Here is a 19,835-nt window from a genome sequence, read left to right as displayed (position 1 = left end):
AATTATTTAGTAACATATTAGTAACTTATGAATATAGTAACAATGTAGAACTAATATTTATAAGGAGTTTACTTAATGTTTAATAGTTACAATAATTTGTATTATGGCTTTTGGGATAATTACTGGAGAAGTTATCGAATTAACAGCGAGGCAGCTATTCAAATTGCTCTGCAGCGAGTGCCTGGTCAGGTTATCAAAGTGGAATTGGACTATGAAAATGGTATATTAGTTTATGAAATTGATATACGTACTTCATTAGGAGTATATGAAGTTCATGTTGATGCAATTACAGGGCGTATATTAAAAGTTGAAAGAGATTTTGATTTTGATTAAGAAATTAAGATACTTAAAGCATAATACTAAATTTAAACATGAAGTAAAAATGACCACTACATTGTTTAATAAGTGCAGTGGTCATTAACATTTATACATATTACTTAAGACTATTTTTTATTGATTTTTATTAACCATATTAGAAAAATATCTTGGAGGAATATATCCCTTTTTTATTCCTTCTGTAACAAGTAAGTATGTAGCAGTAGTGTCAAATCTAGCATCATGAAAGTTTCCTGTTTCATTAAAAAGCTTTTTGGTCAAGGCATCTATATGAGACTCTTTTATATTAAGAAATTCTATGGCTTCTTTAAGTTTAGGAGCTTTAGTTTCATTTCGGCTATTTTTTAGATTGCATATATTTCTGTAATAATTCATAGTACAAAATACATTCTTAGGTTCTATAAATTCTCCGCAGCCCTCTAATTCACATTTTAAAAATTTTATATCAAAATTAACATTATGGCCAATTAAGATATCTGCATTTTGAAAATCATCTAAAAATTCCTCTAAACGGTCTTCAAAATATTTACCATTACTTAGCTCATATAGTTTTTCAACACTAAAGCCGTGAATCTGCTCTGCTTCTGGCTCTATATATTCTACAGTAAAGAATATATTTTTACCAATGGTTTTTGTTGGTTTTATACTTGTATCAACTAGAATATAACTAAGCTGACATATGCTTCCTGGCCTTATGCCTGTTGTTTCTGTATCAAAAAATATCATTTTCATATTCAAAAGTCCCCCTGTCTACTCCTATTAATTATAATGGAGAGGGGATAATGTTACAAGATAGAAATATTTTATGGAGCAAAATATTTCTAATATAATACCACAGGCAAACAGATTAATAAAATTGCATGCAGTTTTCTTATATGTGTATAATATACACATAATAAAAAATAATAATTAGGAGGATTTTTATGGGACTATTTGATGGATTAATGGGTAATGCTTCAGAAGTTAGTACTCAGGAAGTGCAAAAGGAATATTCTAATATATTAAGTTCAACAGAATCAGTTGAAAAGGCATATAAACTTATTCGTGATATGTTCATATTCACTAATAAGAGACTTATATTAGTAGATAAGCAAGGAGTTACAGGTAAGAAGATAGAATATCATTCAATTCCATATAAAAATATTACTCATTTTAGTATAGAAACAGCTGGAAATTTTGATTTGGATGCTGAACTTAAGATATGGATTTCAGGTTCTCAGGTTCCTATAGAAAAGCAGTTTAATAAGAGTTTAAATATATATGAACTGCAAAGCGTTTTAGCTGAATATGTTTTAAAATAGAAAAGGACTAGTTTTAAAGGCCAGTAGTTCTAGAGCATAGAGCTATTCTGGCCTTTTTATTAATTATTTTATATTTTTGTATAGATTTGCTCCCTTACTAATTAAAACTTCATATAGAATTACATTAGCAGCCATATAAACTAATATTAAAAGTACAGTTGTTACAGATATAGGTAAATGCAGTTTATATACTACTAATGTAATAATTCCAGGCAGTATTAAGATTAATGGCCAACTTATGATCAAGTTTAAATTTTGTTTTACTGCCTTTTGTTCATTATCCCAATTTAATTTAGGATTGAATAAGTCTATTAATACACCTATAAAATTTGCAAAGGATATTACAAGCATACCTATAATAGTTATAAGTATAATTAGCAAAGGAGATGGTTTTGCTATTATTATAATTGTAAAAATTAAAGTAACCATTCCAATTATACTTATAATTATTCCTGATAAAACCTTTGCTATTATTTGATTTTTATAGCTTATAGGTAAAAATTTATTAACAAAAAAGCTTTTCCCTTCCCTTGATATGGAAGTAGAAGCAACTCCATTGGTACTACTAACAAAACCTAATAAAAGGGAAGAGCCAGCTAAGATAATTGAAAAGTAGTCAGGAGTATTCAAAAAGCTTTTTATCATTTCTAAACTTTCCATATTATCTGAATTAATAACAAGAGGAAGAATTATAATTATAGGCCAAAAGAAGTTTATAACTACGCAATTTAAAAAATAAGCTGGAGTTCGGAACAATATTTTAAGTTCTTTTATTGTATAAGCTTTAAGAATGGAATTTTGCTTTGTTGCTTTGTATAATTCATCATTACTTAATTGTTTTCTTTTAGAGGCAGCCTCAGAAGTTCCTATAACTCCTTTGAAATATAAACCTTCTCCAACAAGGATAAATACTATTAAAGAAATCACAGTCATTACAATGAATAGTCCTAAATTTATAAATCCTCTGCTCGAAATGTTTTCAGCTAAAGCTGCAGCAGCTAATTTTGCACTTGGAAACAACTTCGTAGCAAGGCCTATGAAAGAATTATTTCCTTCTTCAAACAATCTTTGCATATTTTCTGGATTTGTAAAATTCGATGCAGTTCTTTGCATGAATATGTTTATTCCAATACCGATGAATATTGCAATTATTCCTCCAATCATATTAAATCTATCTTTATTCTTAGCTAGGTTTGTAAATCTCATAATTACCATAACCAGTATGGAGGATATTATTAAAGGTATTATAGGTATGGTTAAGAATATCAATATACTAAATATATAGTACAAAATTCCTGCACCATCTTTAATCCCATAGGCTATAATAATTGGAGCTAATATCACAATTTGTGTTAGATACTCATAAATAAGTACTACTACTAACTTTGAAGAAAGTATTTCTGATGGCCTAAGGGGAAGAGGCAGCAAATAATTTATATCCATGGAGAAATAGAATGTACCTATTACATAGAATATTCCAAGGAAAAATATAGCTAAACAGGACATAGAAAAACCAAGTCCTAAGATAACTCCCTGCTGATCTATTTGTGATAACATGTCATAAAGTGTGTTTACAAAAGCCCCTAAAGATATAGATAATGGAGCGAAGCACAAGATTAAAAAGATGATAAGAGCTATGCCTTTTAATTTGAATTTGCCACCGCCTTTGCCAAAGGATTCTACATTGTTTTTTAATAGAACTCTTGTTAAAGCTATAAATTTACTCATTTTCAGTCATCTCCAAGAATATTTTTTCTAAGGACTCATTTTCTTTAGCATGTTCTTTAAGTTCGTCAAGGCTTCCACAAAATAAAATTTTTCCTTTATTAATAATAGCAACTCTATCACATAGTTTTTCTGCGACTTCAAGAACATGAGTTGAAAAGAAAACAGTTTTACCGCTGTCCGCATGTTCTCTCATCATCTGCTTTAGTATATAGGATGATTTAGGATCAAGGCCTGTCATAGGTTCATCTAATATCCATACAGGTGGCTGGTGAATCATAACCCCCATTATGACTATTTTCTGTCTCATTCCGTGAGAATAGGTCTGAATCTGGTCTCCAAGGGCTGACGTCATTTCAAATCTTTCACATAAACTTTCAATTCTATCTTTTCTTACTTCCTTTGGTACATTGTAGACATCTGCCATAAAATTCAGATATTCTATCCCTTTTAACCGTAGAAACATGTCTGGACTATCAGGTACAAAACCGAATTGCTCCTTTGCTTTTAAAGGCTCTTCTTGTATATTTATTCCGTTGATAGTTATACTTCCAGAGTCTGGTTTTAAAATTCCAGTAATCATTTTAATTGTAGTTGTTTTACCTGCACCGTTAGGACCTAAGAATCCAAAAATCTCTCCATCATTAATTGAGAGGTTAGCATTATCCACTGCTTTTGAAACTTTATTATAACTTTTATTTACATTTATAAGCTCAATCATGTCTTCACCTCTTAATAAAATTATTTAATACATCTATTATATTAGTATAACGCATAACAGTAACAAAAAGGGAATAGTATGAGAAAATTCTTCAGCAGTTTTCAATATCTATATTTAGTTTAAAGAAAGGATAAATTTTTATTATAAAAGATTTAGCAAAATGTATTGACTTTATTGATTTAGTGTGTTAAAGTATGAAATAAGAAGAATACGAAATTAAAAAGGGGAGTTAAATATGAAAAAAGGATTTAAAAATATAATAACATTATCAATTATTGGAGCAATAATGTTAGGTTTTACAGGATGTGGAAGCAAAACAGATAAATCAAGCACAGCAGCAGAAAAAGAAAAGCTGGTTTTAGGATTTGATGATACCTTTGTTCCTATGGGATTTAAGGATGAGAATGGAGAGATTACAGGCTTTGATATTGATCTTGCAAAAGAAGTATCTAAAAGAATAGGTAAAGAGATAACTTTTCAGCCTATTGATTGGTCTATGAAGGAATCAGAGCTTAACTCAGGCAAAATAGATATGATATGGAACGGGTATAGCATAACTGATGAAAGAAAAGAAAAGGTAGCTTTTACAAGACCTTATTTAGACAATAAACAAATCATAATAACTCTTGCAGATTCAAAAATAAACAGCAAAGATGAGTTAAAAGGAGCAAAGGTTGGAGCTCAGAATCAATCAAGTGCTGTGGATGCTATAAATAAGGAGCCAGAGGTTTTAAAAAGCTTTAAGGATGGAAAAATTTATACTTTTGACACAAATAATGATGCTTTAATGGATTTAGAGGCAGAAAGAATTGATGCAGTAGTTGCAGATGAAATTTTAGCAAAATACTATATAAACAAAAAAGGTAAAGAAAAATATAAAATATTAAAAGATGATTTTGGAAGCGAAGCTTATGGTGTTGGTTTAAGAAAAGATGATAAGGAACTATTAGAGAGCATTAATAAAGCTTTTGATGATATGAAAAAGGATGGCACTGCTAAGGCTATTTCTGAAAAATGGTTTGGGGAAGATATTTTTAAATAGTAGTTTTATAGAGGAGGATTTTCATGGACAATATAATTAGCTTATTACCCCAAGTTTTTGAAGGACTTAAAGTAACTTTACAGGTATTTATACTAACTTTAGTGTTTTCAATACCTCTTGGAATAGTGGTTTCTATAGGAAGATTATCTAAAAACAAAATACTAAATAAGGTAACTGGGGTTTATATATTGATTATGAGAGGAACTCCTCTTCTTTTACAAATAGTATTTATATTCTTCGGATTACCTAATATAAATATAAGCTTTGATAGATTTCCAGCGGCAATAATAGCTTTTACTCTAAATTATGCAGCTTATTTTGCAGAGATATTCAGAGCAGGAATATCCTCAATAGATGAAGGGCAGTATGAGGGAGCAAAGGTCCTTGGATTTTCTCAGAAGTATACATTTTTTAGAATAATACTTCCACAGGCTTTTAAAAGAATATTGCCAGCTATGGCTAATGAAGTTATAACTTTGGTAAAGGACACTGCTTTAGTTTATGTTTTAGGATTGGACGAGCTTTTAAAGATTGGTAAAATAGCATCAAATACGCAGGCGTCTTTGATACCGCTAGTTGTAGTAGGAGTTGTATATCTGCTTTTAATTGGAGTATTTACACAACTGTTTAAACTTATAGAAAATAGGTATAGTTATTATCAATAGGAGATTAGGAGGGATGATAATGCTTAAGGTAGAAGGATTAGAAAAAAGTTTTAATAATAATAAAGTATTAAAGGGAGTAAATCTTGAACTTAAAAATGGAGAAATTACTGTTATAGTTGGTCCTTCTGGTGGAGGAAAAACAACACTTTTAAGATGCATAACTGGCCTCACTACTCCTGATAAGGGTTCTATTATGATAGATGGTAAATACCTATACAAGAATGGAAAAGTTGTGTCAAAGAAGGAAGAAATAGAGATAAGAAAAAATATTGGACTAGTATTTCAGAACTTCAATTTATTTCCTCATATGAGTGTTTTAGAAAATATTACAGAAGCACCAAGGGTGGTATTAGGTATTGAAAAAGAAAGAGCAGAAAAAAGAGGAAGAGAAATATTAGGATTTTTAGGACTTAGTGATAAGGAGAAAAACTATCCTTTTGAATTATCAGGAGGACAAAAGCAGAGAGTTGCTATAGGAAGAGCTCTTGCTATGGAGCCAAAGCTTATATGTTTTGATGAACCTACTTCTGCTTTAGATCCTGGGTTAAGTGGAGAAGTTGCAAATCTTATAAAAAAGCTAAGTTTTGAAAAGTCTATGACAGTTTTAATTATTACACATGATATGGCTTTTGCAAAGCAAGTAGCAGATAGAATCGTATCTATGGAAAATGGGGTATTAAAAGAAGAACACATGTATAGTACTGCTGTGATATAAAAATTGTAGGTCAATTATTTTAAATATAGTAAAAATGAGATATAGGATAGATAGTTTAATAAATTCTATCCTATATCTTTAAGAAAGTAAAACCAAGGCTGATTAATCAATTAGCCTTGGTTTTTATATGGTGAAATTCTATTCAAACATCTTATATACTTCTTCTACGTTGACAACCTGTGCTCTTCCAAATTTAAGCATTTTAAGTCCCATTTGCTTTCTTTCAGCATTAAAAGATGCCGTGGTCTCAATTGGTACGATACAATTATAATTTAAAGAAAAAGCATAACTGCAAGTTTCAAATACACAAACATCTGTTGCAGCTCCAACAAGTATCAGATTTTTAATGTTTTTACTTTTAAGTAACTCATCTAGATTAGTGTTGAAAAAAGCATTCCATCTATGCTTGATTACCAGTTCTTCACCTTCTCTCGGAGCTAAAGGAGGAATAATTTCTGCGTCAAGTGAGCCTTTAACAAAGTGTTTGTACTTCTTTACTTCAAATCTTTCAGCTAGCATTTTCCAGTCACTAAAGTCTTCTTCATATTCGGTTTTAATATTGACAACTAACATTCCATTCTCATTAAAGTAGTCCTTTAATTTTATTATTGGAGTTACTATATCTTCTTGTTTGGTTACATCAACGTTTAGCATTTTTACCAGAGAACCGTCAGGAGCACCACCTCCGTATTGCATATCAATTACTAGTAATGCTGTTTCCTTTTTATTTAACATATATGACATCTCTCCTTTGTATGTTTGATGAAATGAAATTATACTCTTATTAAAAGCTATAGTCAAAAACATTGCAAACAATAGATATTAGTTAATATGGTAATATCGACAAGTTTCTTATTATTAAGAAATACTACAAAACATAAGATAAACTTATATACCATGAAGTTGGCAATGAAAATAGAAATTAGGAATACTAATTTTTATTATAAGTCAACATTTTATTAGGGAAAAGTTTAACTATGTGGAAGTAATTCCATAGATAACCTGAATAGATGCGATTTTGTTACGTCATACTATAATTAATCACTTTAATTATTTTTGCATAGAAAGAAGGGATTATTTTGCGTAAAAGTATCAAAAAAGTGGCATTATTTTTACTTATGATAATGACAATTTCATTATCACTCTTGCCAAATGCAGCTATTGAAGCTCAAGCTGTAGATACTCAAAAAGATGTACATCTTGTAGTGGATTTAGTACATGATGTAAATGCGCTGCCAAAGAATTTTCGCAAAACTACAAACTTAGCGGTTATAGAAAACAATAAAGACATAAATTTAACAGGACTTGATAAATTAAATATTTCAGGCAGTTCGCAATTCTCGGTAAACAACCTTCCTATGTTGATTGATGCTATTGGAACTTCATTGCCAATAACAGTAATAGATCTAAGGCAGGAGTCACATGGGTTTATTAATGAATATGCAGTGAGTTGGGCAGATGAAAAAAATAATGCTAATGCGGGACTAACTAGAGAACAGGTTTTAAAAAAGGAAGCACAACAATTAAACAGCATTAAATTAAATAAACCTATTACTTTTTACAATCATCCTAAATTAACTGTAATGCCTACAAAAGTTCAAGATGAGGATAAGCTTGTAAAGTCAAAAGATTTATCTTATAAAAGGGTAACTGTAAGAGATGGAGGAATACCAACGGATGACATGGTTGATTACTTTGTAGATATAATTAAAAATCAACCAAAAGACTCTTGGCTTCATTTTCACTGTAAAGAGGGCATAGGAAGAACTTCTACTTTTATGATCATGTATGACATGATGAAAAATTACAAGTCTCTTAGTGCAGAGGATATTATAAAGAGACAGCTAGCATTGGCAAATTATAAGGAAAGTACTGTACAATCATTCTACAACAAAGAAAGAATAGGTTTCTTGAATAAATTCTATGAGTATTGCAAAGCAAATGGAGATAATTTCGATACAAAATGGAGCCAATGGACAAAAGCTGCTGACAACTCAGCAGCTTTTCGTATTAATAGCTCTAATACTTCTTTTAGCTATATAAAAAATCCAGTAATGCCAAAAAGTCTATATGTTGTTTCACTAGATTCTATGAAATCTAGTGAAAAGACCTTAATTTCAAGCCTTCAGGGAATAGTGAATGGACGCTCTTCTTCTCAAATATACACCATAAGCTATTCGCATCCAGATTATAAAATATGGTTAGAGGATTTAAAAAATAATTATAATGTCTCGTACACAATGATTTCGGATCCTTGGGAGTTAATCAGAATTTACAAAAACTATATAAATGGATATGTCCTTTATAAGAGAAAATCACCAAGAGATCCTTCAATAAATAATGCTTGTTCTCTTGCTTCATTAAACAATGCTATAGTAGTTGAAGAATCAATTGAGGATAAAGTGAAACTTTATGGTATAAAAAAAAATCATAGGAGATTGTAGAAATACTGACGAAAGCTGGGCATATGAAAATCTGTGGAACAAAGGGTTAAATCACTCCATGGTCATTCAGCTTTCTCCTGACAAGGCGGCTCCCTTAAGAGATTATGCTATTATGACAAAATCTTTAGTGTTTTATGAAAACATTGTAAATAAAACTGATTTCAGAAGTAAGGTATTTTCATCAATGAATGGCAATGCTGCATGTTTAGGATGGGGACCGGATGAATTTATTAATGTTAGTACAGCTTCAAAATATGGCGTATCTGTAGTTGCAGCAGATTGGTCATATAATCTGACCACATTAAGTGCATTCCCTTTAAAATCTATACCAAAGAAAGCATTACCATCTATTAAAAAAGAAGACAATGTGCATTATGTGACATTTTTAATGTCAGATGGGGATAATCAGCAGTGGAATCTAGGCAATAATTATTCTAACTATAAATGGTTTGGAAATCCTAATAGGGATGGGCTTAAATTAGGGTGGTCTATGAGTCCATCATTATATTATTTAGCACCTACTGTATTTCAAATGTATTACCAAAGTATAAGCAATGAAAAAGTAGAGAACAATTTTATTGTACCACCATCAGGAAATGGATATATTTTCCAAGCAAATTTGATAAAAGTAAACTGGGCCCATTCATTAATGAACTAAATAATTACATGGGAAAAGTAAATGAAAAGTATGTGTCAATAATTGATGATTATTCATTTCATGATGTAAAGCTATGGGATAAGTTTACTGAAAAATCAAACATAGATGGATTGTTTTACCTTGATTATAGCAGACATGATAAATTTCAAGGAGAAATTATATGGTCTAATAATAAGCCTGTCGTTTCTTGCAGGGATTTATTGTGGAATAATTTTGAGAGTGAAGATGAATTGATAAAAACAATCAATGATAGAATTGCTTTGGGAGAAATAGATGTAAAAAAACCTAGTGCATATACTTTCGTCTATGTTCATGTTTGGAGCAAAGATGTTAATAATGTTGAAGATGTTGTAAGCAGGTTAAGTCAGAATCCAAAAGTAAGGATAGTAACTCCTGAAATGTTCATGAAATTGATACGTAATAATGTTGAGCATTAGCATATCCAATGGGGCAACTATTTTATATTCACATAATTAAAGATTCGCTGCAAATAATAAATTAGAGGTGAGAATCATGAGTGAAAATATAAAATGTAATGCAAAGGAAATGAACAAATTTTTAAAAGGAGTTCATATGGGAGGAAGTACGTTTAAGGATTATCTTGCCAAAGCCGAGGATGCAGAGCTAAAAAAGGAACTAAAAGAGATTATAGAATCTTTTAAAAGACATGAAGAAGCTATAACTAATAGAATAGAAGAAATGGGGGAGGATGCTCCAGATACTTTAGGATTTATGGGAACTATTTCTGAGTTTTTTGAGAAAATAAAGTTAATACCTGTTAATACAGATTTAGAAGTATGCCAGCATGCAGTGCGTGCCATGGAAATGGGGATATATCAAGGAAAGAAGTTTGTAGAAGAAAATAAAAATTTGAATCCTAGTCTATTAAAAGAAGTAAAAGCTGTTGTAAGTGACTATGATAATCATTTAAGAAAGATAAAACAGATAATGAAAAAGTATACACATTAGTGTGCTGGTAGTCTTAAATTTAGTAATTTGCAATTTTTGTCAATAAAGCTTGATATTATTTGATAAAAATATGAAGAATGGTTTCATAGGATCAAGTTTAAATTATATAAATAGCAAAATAAGTAATGAATAAATAGAGTAGAGGTCTGCTAATAAGTAATAATATGGCAGATCTTTTTTTATTTCAATATGTGTATAAGTGTATAAACATTAGTAAATATGTTATAATAAATCCCAAGGTTATTTAGTAAGTTATTGATATAAAAGTTGGTAGGTGATTATGCTGTGAGCAAGTCAAAAGAAAAGGTTTTTAAGTATTTATATGATAAGTGCCAGGAACAAAAATCTTTGGAGAAAAAGGACAGCATAGGGCTTTCTACTAAAGAAATTGCAGAAGGATTATCAATGCAAAGGACTAATGTAAGTTCTATATTAAATAAATTGTGCAAAGAGGGAAAGGTTTTTAAGATAAAAGGAAAACCTATAATATATACAGTTATTTTATCCAATAAAGAAAATGATAATTTATCTAAAGCGAATGAAAATATTGTATCATCAAGCGTTAGTCTTGATACAGTAATTGGGGTAAATGGAAGCTTGAAAAAGAGCGTTCAGCAGGCCAAGGCAGCAATTCTTTATCCTCCTAATGGTTTGCACACTTTATTGTTAGGTCCAACAGGAGTTGGAAAGACTATGTTTGCAGAACTAATGTATAGGTTTGCAATAGAAAAAGGGGTTATTTCTCATGATGCTCCATTTGTGTCATTTAACTGTGCTGATTATGCGAATAACCAACAACTCTTGATGGCCCATCTCTTTGGGAGCAAAAAGGGAGCTTTTACAGGAGCTGATAGGGATAGAATTGGACTTGTAGATAAAGCAAACGGAGGAGTTCTATTCTTAGATGAGGTACACAGATTGCCTCCAGAGGGACAAGAAATGTTATTTATGTTAATTGATAAGGGATTTTATACTCCTCTAGGAGATATAGAAAAAAAGAAAACTAGTAAAGTACTTATAATATGTGCTACTACAGAAAATGTGGACAGTGCCTTGTTAACCACTTTTACTAGAAGAATTCCTATGACTATAAATATACCTGCGTTGAAAGATAGAACTTTAGAAGAAAGATTTGAATTGATTTGCAATTTTTTTAAAATAGAATCAAAAAGGATTGGAAGAGAGATTACTGTATCCACAAATACAATCAGAAGTCTTCTGTTATATAATTGTCCTGGTAATATAGGTCAATTAAAAAGTGACATACAGCTTGGGTGCGCTAATGCTTTTTTAAAGTTTGTATCTAGAGGAGAAAAGAAAATGCAGGTATACAGCACGGATTTTCCCAACAATGTAAGACAAGGATTAGTTCTGTACAAGCAGTATTCTTATAAGGTAGATGAAATTATTAAAGAAGATACTAAACTTAAATTTAACCATAAGGGTGCAAAATTACAGAAAAAATCAGAATATGATTTATTGCCAGATAATTTTTATGAAATCATTGAAAAAAGGATTAAAGAATTAAAAAATCGAGGAGTAGAAGAATCGGATATTAACTTTATTATGTCTTTTGATATAAAAAATTATTTTAACAAATATATAGGTAAATTTGAACAAGAAATAAATAAGGACGAGCTATCTAAGATTGTGGATAATAAGATTATTTGTATAATTGAGGATTTTTTGAAAACAGCATCAAAAAAACTTATGAGGAATTTTCCTACAAAAGTATTTTACGGTTTGTGCCTTCATGTGAGCTCTAGTATAGAAAGAATACTTCAAGGTAAGAAAATAATTAATCATAATTTAAATGAGATAATACAAAAACATGGAGAGGAGTATGGATTAGGTTTAATTCTAGCAAATAAGTTAGAGGAAGAATTTAATATAAAGATTCCTGCAGATGAAGTTGGATTTTTATCTATGTTTTTGTGTGTAGAGGATATAGAAGATGGATGCATGAATAATAAACCAATCATTGTTGTGGCTATGCATGGAAGAAGTACAGCCTCTTCTATGGCGGAAGTAGCAAATAAGCTAGTTGGAGCAAACAATGTTTATGCTTATGATATGAACCTTGATAAAAAGCCAAAGGTTGCATATAACGAACTTAAAAATTTAATAATTGCTAATCATCAAAATGAAGGAGTAATACTATTAGTAGACATGGGTTCATTGGGAATGTTTGGAGAACTTATAAGCGAAGAAACTGGCATAGAAATAAGGGTTATTAGCATGGTATCTACTCTTTTAGTTATAGAATGTGCAAGAAAGGCCTTAACTAATAATGATATAGATCAAATATGGGAAGAAGCAAAGCAATCGGTAAGCTTTTTAAATAGTTATAGCAATAGTTTAACGCAAAACTATATTCCAAGTAAGGATAATATAATAATAACAACTTGTATAACTGGCGAAGGTAGTGCTATTAAATTAAAAAATATGATAGAAGAAAAAATTAATTTAAGTGAAAAAGATATACAGGTTATAGCGATATCTGCTAACGATAAAAAGGAGATGTATAATACAATAAATACATTGTCAAAGAAAAAGAAAATAATTGCAGTAGCTGGAAGCGTAAATCCTAATATTTATGATATACCTTTTATACCAATTTCAGAATTATTTATGGACAGCAATTATACAAGGCTAAAAAATATAGTAAGTAGAGTAACCCCTCTACAGGATTTTTATAGGGATATATTTGACAATTTAGAAAATGAGATAAAGGAAATAAGTATATCAGAGTTTAAACCTATGTGTATAAACTTAATAGATTCCATTAGGAATAATATAACTAGAGATTTAGATTTATATAAAATTTCAGGATTTATACTACATTTAGCTTGTGCTATAGTAAGACTAATAAATAAAGAAAAAACATCAGAGTGTTCTAGAAAAAATCAAATAATAGAAACATTTTCAAAGGAATATATAGAGTTAAAAGAGGCATTATCAACAATTGAAAATTTCTACAGTATAAAATTTTCAGATGATGAGTTATCTTATATGTTGATGATAATTCTTAGTATATAGAAATTAATATAAGCACTATTATTGCTGTTCTTATGGAACAGTAAATTAATAGTGTTTATTTTTGTAATAAATTCATTTTGGTAATCTATCTAAAGAGAAAATTTATTAGATTATATGTGTATAAATATATTTATTATACTAGATATTGTGTATAAATAATTTTTATACACATAACAATTATGTAGAATGTGTATAAAAAATTAACGATGTGTATGAAAAAAGTACAAATTATTTGCGAAGGTTGTAGTTTATTATTGGAATAATATACAAAAAATTACACAAATGTTGTTATTATAGAAAAATATTTTAAGTCAGTAAAATCAAAGGTTTATGAATATGTTTACAAAGAATTTTTATCAAAAACAATATAAAATTATAAATAATTAAGTAATATGAAGAAGTTTTGGCATATGTATTGCTTTACAAATAAGTGTAAAAAAATAAAGAGAAAAAATATATATTTAGGAGGAATCATTAATGAATATTTTATTAGCATGTGCATCAGGAATGTCAACAAGTTTAGTAGTAAAGAAAATGCAAGAAGCAGCTAAACAAAGAGGTATAGATTGTAAAATTTGGGCTGTTTCTCAAGATGTAGTTGAAGAAGAAATGAAAAAGGCAGATGTCTTATTAATAGGACCACAAATGAGATTTTTAAAAGGAAAATTAGAAGCTAAAGCTAGTGAGTTTGGAGTAAAGATTGATGTAATTAAACCTTTAGATTATGGCAGATGTGATGGAAATGCCATTTTAAATACAGCAATGAGTATGCTTGGAAAATAAAAATTATAGGGGGATTTGTTTTATGGAAAAGTTTATGAATTTTTTAGAAAAACATTTAATGCCTATAGCTGATAAACTAAATAATAATAAATACTTATCTGCATTAAGAGATGCCTTTATGTTAACACTGCCTCTAATCATATTTGGGTCGGTATTTGTAGTTATATCTAATTTGCCATATTTGGAAAAAATTTTAGGTGAAGGCAGATTAAATCAATTAAAAAATCTATTAGGAGCAGCATCCAATGCTACAATGTCTATTATGACATTATTTGTGGTTTTTGGATTTGGATATAGTTTAAGCAAGAAGTATAAGGTAGAACCTGTATATGGAGCTGCAGTAGCGGTTTCAGCATTTTTACTACTTACTCCTTTTACAATGCAGTATGGAGAAAATGCACAGGATGTTGTAGATGGGGTAATTGCTTTAGATAGACTAGGTGCAAAAGGAATGTTTGTCGGAATTATATCATCAATCATAGCGGTAGAAATTTATAGAATTATAGTTCAAAAAAATTGGACAATAAAGATGCCAGCAGGAGTTCCAGATGCGGTTTCAAGGTCTTTTAGTTCACTTATTCCAGCATTTATAACATTAACTTTCTTCCTTGCTGTTAGAATAATATTTACATTTACACCTTGGGGAAATATTCATGACTTTATATATCAATCAATACAAGCACCTCTTATGAAGCTTAGTTCTGGACTAGGAGCAACTTTAATAGCAATAGTCTTTACACAATTACTATGGTTCTTTGGATTACATGGACAAATTATAATAAATTCAGTATTTGAACCAATTTGGAGAGCTTTATCTTTGGAAAACTTGCAGGCTTTCCAATCAGGTGCTGAAAAGTTGCCTCACATTGTAACTAAACAATTTATGGATACATTTACAGTAGGCATGGGCGGAACTGGTATGACATTAGCTGTAATAGTTGGAATAATTATTTTAGCAAAGAGCAAACAATTAAAGGAATTAAGCAAGCTAGCAGGACCAGCAGGTATATTCAATGTAAATGAGCCTGTAATTTTTGGATTACCAATAGTTTTAAATCCAGCAATTTTAATACCATGGATTTTAGCACCAATGGTTGTAACAGCAGTAACTTATTTTGCCATGGCAACAGGCCTTGTTCCACCTACAACAGGAGTAGATGTACCATGGACAGTACCAATATTCTTTAGTGGTATTTTAGCTACGAACTCAATAGCAGGTGGTATTTTACAATTAGTTAACTTAGCAATAGTTCTTATAATATGGATGCCGTTCATAATCATGATTGATAGACAATATCATAAATCAGAAAAAGAAGCAGAAAAGAATAACTTAGAAGTAAGAGCAAATAAAAATTCTAAAACTATAACATCGAATTAAATATAATAAAATTATATTCAAATTAACGATAGAAAAATATTTAGTTATTGTTAAAACACTAATAATGGAGGAATTAGTATGGATACAAACAATATAGCATTTGAATTAATATTGTTCTCAGGAAATGGAAGATCTAGTGCTATGGAGGCTATACAAGAAGCAAAACAGGGAAATTTTGAAAGGGCTGAAGAACTTCTTAAACAAGCTACAGAGGAATTAGGTAAAGCTCATAATTTTCAAACACAATTAATACAAGCAGAAGCAGATGGAAAATCAAATCCTGTAAATATATTACTAGTACATGCACAAGATCATCTTATGACAGCAATGACTGTTAGAGATTTAGCGGCAGAAATTGTGGAACTCTATAAAAAATTAGGGGGGAGATAAAATGACAATTAAATATAGGTTTCCAGAAGGCTTTTGGTGGGGAAGCGCATCATCAGCCGCACAAATGGAAGGTGCTTCAAGGGAGGATGGAAAAGGATTAAATATATGGGATCATTGGTACGAAAAAGAACCTAATAGATTTTTTGATGGAGTAGGACCTGATACTACAACGGATTTTTATCATAGATATAAAGAAGATATAAAAATGATGAAGGAATTAGGGCATAATAGTTTTAGATTTTCAATATCTTGGTCTAGGTTAATTCCTGGGGGAGTTGGAAAAGTAAATGAAAAGGCAATAGATTTCTATAATAAAGTAATAAATGAACTATTAAAAAACAATATAGAACCTTTTATAACTTTGTTTCATTTTGATATGCCTTTAGAAATGCAGCAAAAAGGCGGATGGGAGAGCAGAGAAGTAGTAGATGCTTACTCTAATTACGCAAAAATCTGCTTTCGGTTATTCGGCGATAGAGTTAAGAAGTGGTTTACATTTAATGAACCAGTAGTTCCAGTTGAAGGTGGATATTTATATGATTTTCATTATCCTAATGTAGTAGATTTTAATAGAGCTGTTCAGGTAGCTTATAATACTGTAATAGCTCATGCAAAAGCTGTAGAAGAATTTAAAAAATCAAATATTAAAGACGGAAAGATAGGGATAATATTAAATTTAACACCTTCTTATCCAAGAAGCAATAATCCAGCAGATTTAAAAGCTGCTAATATAGCTGATTTATTATTTAATAGGAGTTTCTTAGACCCTGCTGTAAGAGGAGAATATCCTTATGAATTAGTAGAATTAATAAAGAAGCATAATTTAATGCCAAAGGTAGAAAAAGAAGATAAGGAATTATTAAAGAATAATAAAATAGATTTATTAGGAGTAAACTACTATCAGCCAAGAAGGATAAAGGCTAAAGCCTGCATGCCAAATCCTGAATCACCTCTTATGCCAGACAATTTCTTTGACAATTATGAAATGCCAGGAAGAAAGATGAACCCTTATAGAGGATGGGAAATCTATGAAAAGGGAATATATGATATAGCAATAAACATAAGAGATAACTATGGAAACATTGAATGGTATGTTTCTGAAAATGGTATGGGAGTTCAAAATGAAGAGAGATTTATAAGAAATGGCAGAATAGAAGATGACTATAGAATAGAGTTTATATCTGAGCACTTAAAGTGGCTTCATAAAGGAATTCAAGAAGGATGTAATGTGAAAGGATATCATATGTGGACCTTTATAGATAATTGGTCTTGGACTAATGCTTATAAAAATAGATATGGGTTTGTACAGTTAGATTTAAAAACTCAAGAGAGAATTATTAAAAAGAGCGGTTATTGGATAAAAGAAGTATCAAAGAATAATGGATTCTAATTAAGCAGAGATAAAAAATGCTCTCATCTATATTAAGAGATGAGAGCGTTTCTGTTATTCTAGAATAGTAAATTTAGAATTAGTTAACTATATTATTGAGAAAAGTTGTATAATAATAAATGAAATATCTATAAAGTTGTATAATAAGTGTTTATTTTTTACGAGGAGATAAGAAAATGATAATCAAAAAGTATTTATTAGATACCAATATAGTCATAAAGATATGGAAAATATGCCCTAATCTTTTGAATGATATGAATAAATCTGAGAAAGTAGACTTTAAGATTCCAAGATATATAGCGGAGGAATTATCTGTAAAAGAATTTGGAGAATTTAACGGCAATAGAGTGCTTACAAACAGATTTATAGAGCTATTAGAAAATATAATAGATATAGATATTGATGGGCTTTCTACAGGATATTCTAATAAAGAAAACTCAGATTATAATTATGAAAAGAACAGCGCTATAAAATATTATCCCAATAAAAATATTTATATGGTCAATGATAATAAAATATCTAAAAACGATTATAGCCTCATATACGCTTGCCAAGCTAACAAAGATTATATATTGGTTACAGAAGATAAAAGCTTATTAAATAGCGCTAAAAGCATTGTTGGACCTTCTAGGGTTATGAATTTTAATGAATTTATAGAGGATGTAAATCTAGAATTATATTAATAATTCATAGCATCTAGTAATCGAATAGAGTCATCTGCTTAATTTTGTTTTCTTTTAGAGAAGAAATAGATACTCCTATAAGTCTGATTTGTTCACTTAGTTCTATGCTATCCAATATTTCACATGCTTCTTTATAAATATCCTCATCTCTTGATATGTATGAAGATAGAGTTCTGCTTTTTGTATGATTTTTAAAAGATGAGGTTTTTATTTTTAATGTTATAGTCTTTCCACTAACATTTTTGCTTGATAAATCTTTGGAGATAGAAGAACAAAAGTTTTTTATGTATTCTTTAAGTTCATCTTTATCATCAGTATCTCTTTTTAGGGTAGTTTCTTTTCCTATGGACTTTCTCTGCCTAGAAATTTCTACTTTTCTTTTGTCAATTCCTCTTATCCTTTCATATATCTCTATACCGTATTTTCCAAAAAACTGAACTAAAATATCAAGAGGAAGATTGTAAAGTTCTTCAACAGTAAATACGCCTATATTATTAAGTTTTTTTACAGATTTTTTTCCAAGACCATAAACTTTATCAATAGGTAAAGGAAATAGAATTTTTGGTATCATATCTTTAGTTATAATCTTAAGTCCATTAGGTTTATTCCAATCTGAAGCTATCTTAGCTAGAAATTTGTTAAAAGATATACCTACAGATAAAGTGAGACGGGTAGTTCTTTTAACTTCTTCTTTTATGTATTTAGCTGCCTTTAGAGGCTGAATTTTAGAGTGTGTAATATCTAAATAAGCTTCATCTATGCTGACAGGTTCTACATAAGGGGTTAAAGTGTAAAATATTTTAAATATTTCTTTCGAAACCTCTTTATATCTAGACATTCTTGTAGGTAAAAATATGCCATGAGGACATTTGGATTTAGCCATGTAAATGGGCATAGCACTTCTTACGCCGTATTTTCTTGCTTCATAAGAACAGGTTGCAACTACACCTCGCTCAGAAGTTCCACCTACTATAACGGGTTTTCCTTTAAGGTTTGGGTTATCTACAATTTCAATGGAAGCAAAAAAAGCATCCATATCTACATGCATTATAACTCTTTCCATTTAGAATTCCTCCAGGAAACTTTATATAACATTATGTATTATAACATATGGATAAGAGATTTGAGATGAAATATATAAAGTAAGGTTGGATAAAAAAATTATGTTCATTCCATACTAATATTAAAAAGTATATGTAAAAAGGAGAGAAAATATATGTTAACAGTACATTATAATGTTTCAGGACTTGTGAATTCAGAAAGTAGAACAAAGCTGCGCAATGCTTTAGATAAAATAGAAGGAGTTCAAGAAGTAGCAGTAGATATTGCAAGAGGAACAGTTGAGGTAGAATATAATCCGCCAGCAAATCCACAGAAAATTAAAAGATGTATTGAACATACAGGATATAACATTATTTAAGTTTCTTAGAATATCTAAGAAACTTATTATTTTTATTTATAAAACTAAGACAGAAGTTTCGCAGATTAAAAAATAAATAGGGCGTAGCCCCTTGATATGTAATGGTTTAGATGAATAATAATTGAAATATGTAAATTCCGATTTTTACTGGAAAAAATTTAGGGTTTAAAAATGAA

18 protein-coding genes and 1 pseudogene are annotated in these 19,835 nt (G+C 29.8%); 14 read left to right on the top strand and 5 right to left on the bottom strand.

Annotation, left to right across the window (positions count from 1 at the left end; all coding sequences use genetic code 11):
* Nucleotides 1-75: 75 nt before the first annotated feature.
* A complete protein-coding gene (locus CPAL_RS13375) occupies nucleotides 76-333 on the top strand; it encodes a PepSY domain-containing protein (protein ID WP_106024833.1) in 258 nt (85 codons plus the stop codon).
* Nucleotides 334-450: 117 nt separating this feature from the next.
* On the opposite strand, the gene CPAL_RS13370 is transcribed toward CPAL_RS13375, so the two are convergent.
* Nucleotides 451-1,068 carry a 3'-5' exonuclease gene (locus CPAL_RS13370; RefSeq protein WP_061858881.1) on the bottom strand — a complete coding sequence of 206 codons (618 nt, stop codon included), beginning with the start codon at nucleotides 1,066-1,068 and terminating at the stop codon, nucleotides 451-453.
* Nucleotides 1,069-1,259: 191 nt separating this feature from the next.
* Here CPAL_RS13370 and CPAL_RS13365 point away from each other — a divergent pair, with 191 nt between their 5' ends.
* On the top strand, nucleotides 1,260-1,637 hold the full coding sequence (locus CPAL_RS13365; protein ID WP_061858880.1) for a PH domain-containing protein: 378 nt from the start codon (nucleotides 1,260-1,262) through the stop codon (nucleotides 1,635-1,637).
* A gap of 63 nt (nucleotides 1,638-1,700) precedes the next feature.
* Here the strand turns inward: CPAL_RS13365 and CPAL_RS13360 are convergent, their stop codons facing one another.
* Nucleotides 1,701-3,365: a putative ABC transporter permease subunit gene (locus tag CPAL_RS13360; protein WP_061858879.1), complete on the bottom strand. Its 1,665-nt coding sequence runs from the start codon at nucleotides 3,363-3,365 to the stop codon at nucleotides 1,701-1,703.
* Entirely contained in the window at nucleotides 3,358-4,083 is a 726-nt protein-coding gene (locus CPAL_RS13355) for an ABC transporter ATP-binding protein (protein WP_061858878.1), read from the bottom strand. The genes CPAL_RS13360 and CPAL_RS13355 overlap by 8 nt, the downstream gene beginning before the upstream one ends.
* A 235-nt stretch (nucleotides 4,084-4,318) precedes the next feature.
* On the opposite strand from CPAL_RS13355, the gene CPAL_RS13350 reads away from it, so the two are divergent.
* The 3 genes from CPAL_RS13350 to CPAL_RS13340 are packed head-to-tail and all read left to right on the top strand — an operon-like array spanning nucleotide 4,319 to nucleotide 6,505.
* Complete coding sequence (locus tag CPAL_RS13350) at nucleotides 4,319-5,125, top strand: amino acid ABC transporter substrate-binding protein (RefSeq protein WP_061858877.1); 807 nt, start codon at nucleotides 4,319-4,321, stop codon at nucleotides 5,123-5,125.
* 23 nt (nucleotides 5,126-5,148) lie between these two features.
* Nucleotides 5,149-5,790 carry an amino acid ABC transporter permease gene (locus CPAL_RS13345; RefSeq protein ID WP_061858876.1) on the top strand — a complete coding sequence of 214 codons (642 nt, stop codon included), beginning with the start codon at nucleotides 5,149-5,151 and terminating at the stop codon, nucleotides 5,788-5,790.
* Between the two features lie 19 nt (nucleotides 5,791-5,809).
* The gene (locus CPAL_RS13340) at nucleotides 5,810-6,505 is read left to right on the top strand and encodes an amino acid ABC transporter ATP-binding protein (protein WP_061858875.1); all 696 of its coding nucleotides are present in this window, start codon (nucleotides 5,810-5,812) and stop codon (nucleotides 6,503-6,505) included.
* Between the two features lie 138 nt (nucleotides 6,506-6,643).
* On the opposite strand, the gene CPAL_RS13335 is transcribed toward CPAL_RS13340, so the two are convergent.
* Nucleotides 6,644-7,249 carry a cysteine hydrolase family protein gene (locus CPAL_RS13335; protein WP_165815373.1) on the bottom strand — a complete coding sequence of 202 codons (606 nt, stop codon included), beginning with the start codon at nucleotides 7,247-7,249 and terminating at the stop codon, nucleotides 6,644-6,646.
* A gap of 374 nt (nucleotides 7,250-7,623) precedes the next feature.
* Between CPAL_RS13335 and CPAL_RS13330 the strand changes: the two are divergent.
* The 8 genes and pseudogenes from CPAL_RS13330 to CPAL_RS13295 all read left to right on the top strand — a co-directional run bounded on the left by CPAL_RS13330 (nucleotide 7,624) and on the right by CPAL_RS13295 (nucleotide 18,239).
* Nucleotides 7,624-10,044 (top strand): annotated as a pseudogene (locus CPAL_RS13330) (GxGYxYP domain-containing protein).
* A gap of 76 nt (nucleotides 10,045-10,120) precedes the next feature.
* Nucleotides 10,121-10,576, top strand: coding sequence for a DUF2383 domain-containing protein (locus CPAL_RS13325; protein ID WP_061858873.1), 456 nt, complete (start codon nucleotides 10,121-10,123; stop codon nucleotides 10,574-10,576).
* A 285-nt stretch (nucleotides 10,577-10,861) separates the two neighbouring features.
* The gene (locus CPAL_RS13320) at nucleotides 10,862-13,615 is read left to right on the top strand and encodes a sigma-54-dependent transcriptional regulator (protein WP_061858872.1); all 2,754 of its coding nucleotides are present in this window, start codon (nucleotides 10,862-10,864) and stop codon (nucleotides 13,613-13,615) included.
* 477 nt (nucleotides 13,616-14,092) lie between these two features.
* Nucleotides 14,093-14,398 carry a PTS sugar transporter subunit IIB gene (locus CPAL_RS13315; protein ID WP_061858871.1) on the top strand — a complete coding sequence of 102 codons (306 nt, stop codon included), beginning with the start codon at nucleotides 14,093-14,095 and terminating at the stop codon, nucleotides 14,396-14,398.
* Between the two features lie 22 nt (nucleotides 14,399-14,420).
* A complete protein-coding gene (gene celB / locus CPAL_RS13310) occupies nucleotides 14,421-15,776 on the top strand; it encodes a PTS cellobiose transporter subunit IIC (protein WP_106024832.1) in 1,356 nt (451 codons plus the stop codon).
* Nucleotides 15,777-15,854: 78 nt separating this feature from the next.
* Nucleotides 15,855-16,166: a PTS lactose/cellobiose transporter subunit IIA gene (locus tag CPAL_RS13305; RefSeq protein WP_061858869.1), complete on the top strand. Its 312-nt coding sequence runs from the start codon at nucleotides 15,855-15,857 to the stop codon at nucleotides 16,164-16,166.
* Nucleotide 16,167: 1 nt separating this feature from the next.
* A complete protein-coding gene (locus CPAL_RS13300; protein ID WP_061858868.1) occupies nucleotides 16,168-17,556 on the top strand; it encodes a glycoside hydrolase family 1 protein in 1,389 nt (462 codons plus the stop codon).
* 176 nt (nucleotides 17,557-17,732) lie between these two features.
* A complete protein-coding gene (locus CPAL_RS13295) occupies nucleotides 17,733-18,239 on the top strand; it encodes a PIN domain-containing protein (protein WP_061858867.1) in 507 nt (168 codons plus the stop codon).
* Nucleotides 18,240-18,252: 13 nt separating this feature from the next.
* Here the strand turns inward: CPAL_RS13295 and CPAL_RS13290 are convergent, their stop codons facing one another.
* Nucleotides 18,253-19,302 carry a DNA polymerase IV gene (locus CPAL_RS13290; protein WP_061858866.1) on the bottom strand — a complete coding sequence of 350 codons (1,050 nt, stop codon included), beginning with the start codon at nucleotides 19,300-19,302 and terminating at the stop codon, nucleotides 18,253-18,255.
* A 153-nt stretch (nucleotides 19,303-19,455) separates the two neighbouring features.
* Between CPAL_RS13290 and CPAL_RS13285 the strand changes: the two genes are divergently transcribed.
* Nucleotides 19,456-19,659, top strand: coding sequence for a heavy-metal-associated domain-containing protein (locus CPAL_RS13285; protein WP_061858865.1), 204 nt, complete (start codon nucleotides 19,456-19,458; stop codon nucleotides 19,657-19,659).
* Nucleotides 19,660-19,835 lie beyond the last annotated feature (176 nt).

Source organism: Clostridium thermopalmarium DSM 5974 (assembly GCF_002995795.1).
Classification (GTDB): domain Bacteria; phylum Bacillota; class Clostridia; order Clostridiales; family Clostridiaceae; genus Clostridium_H; species Clostridium_H thermopalmarium.
The sequence above is the reverse complement of the archived record's forward strand: the minus strand, read 5'-3'. Positions and strand labels throughout refer to the sequence as shown.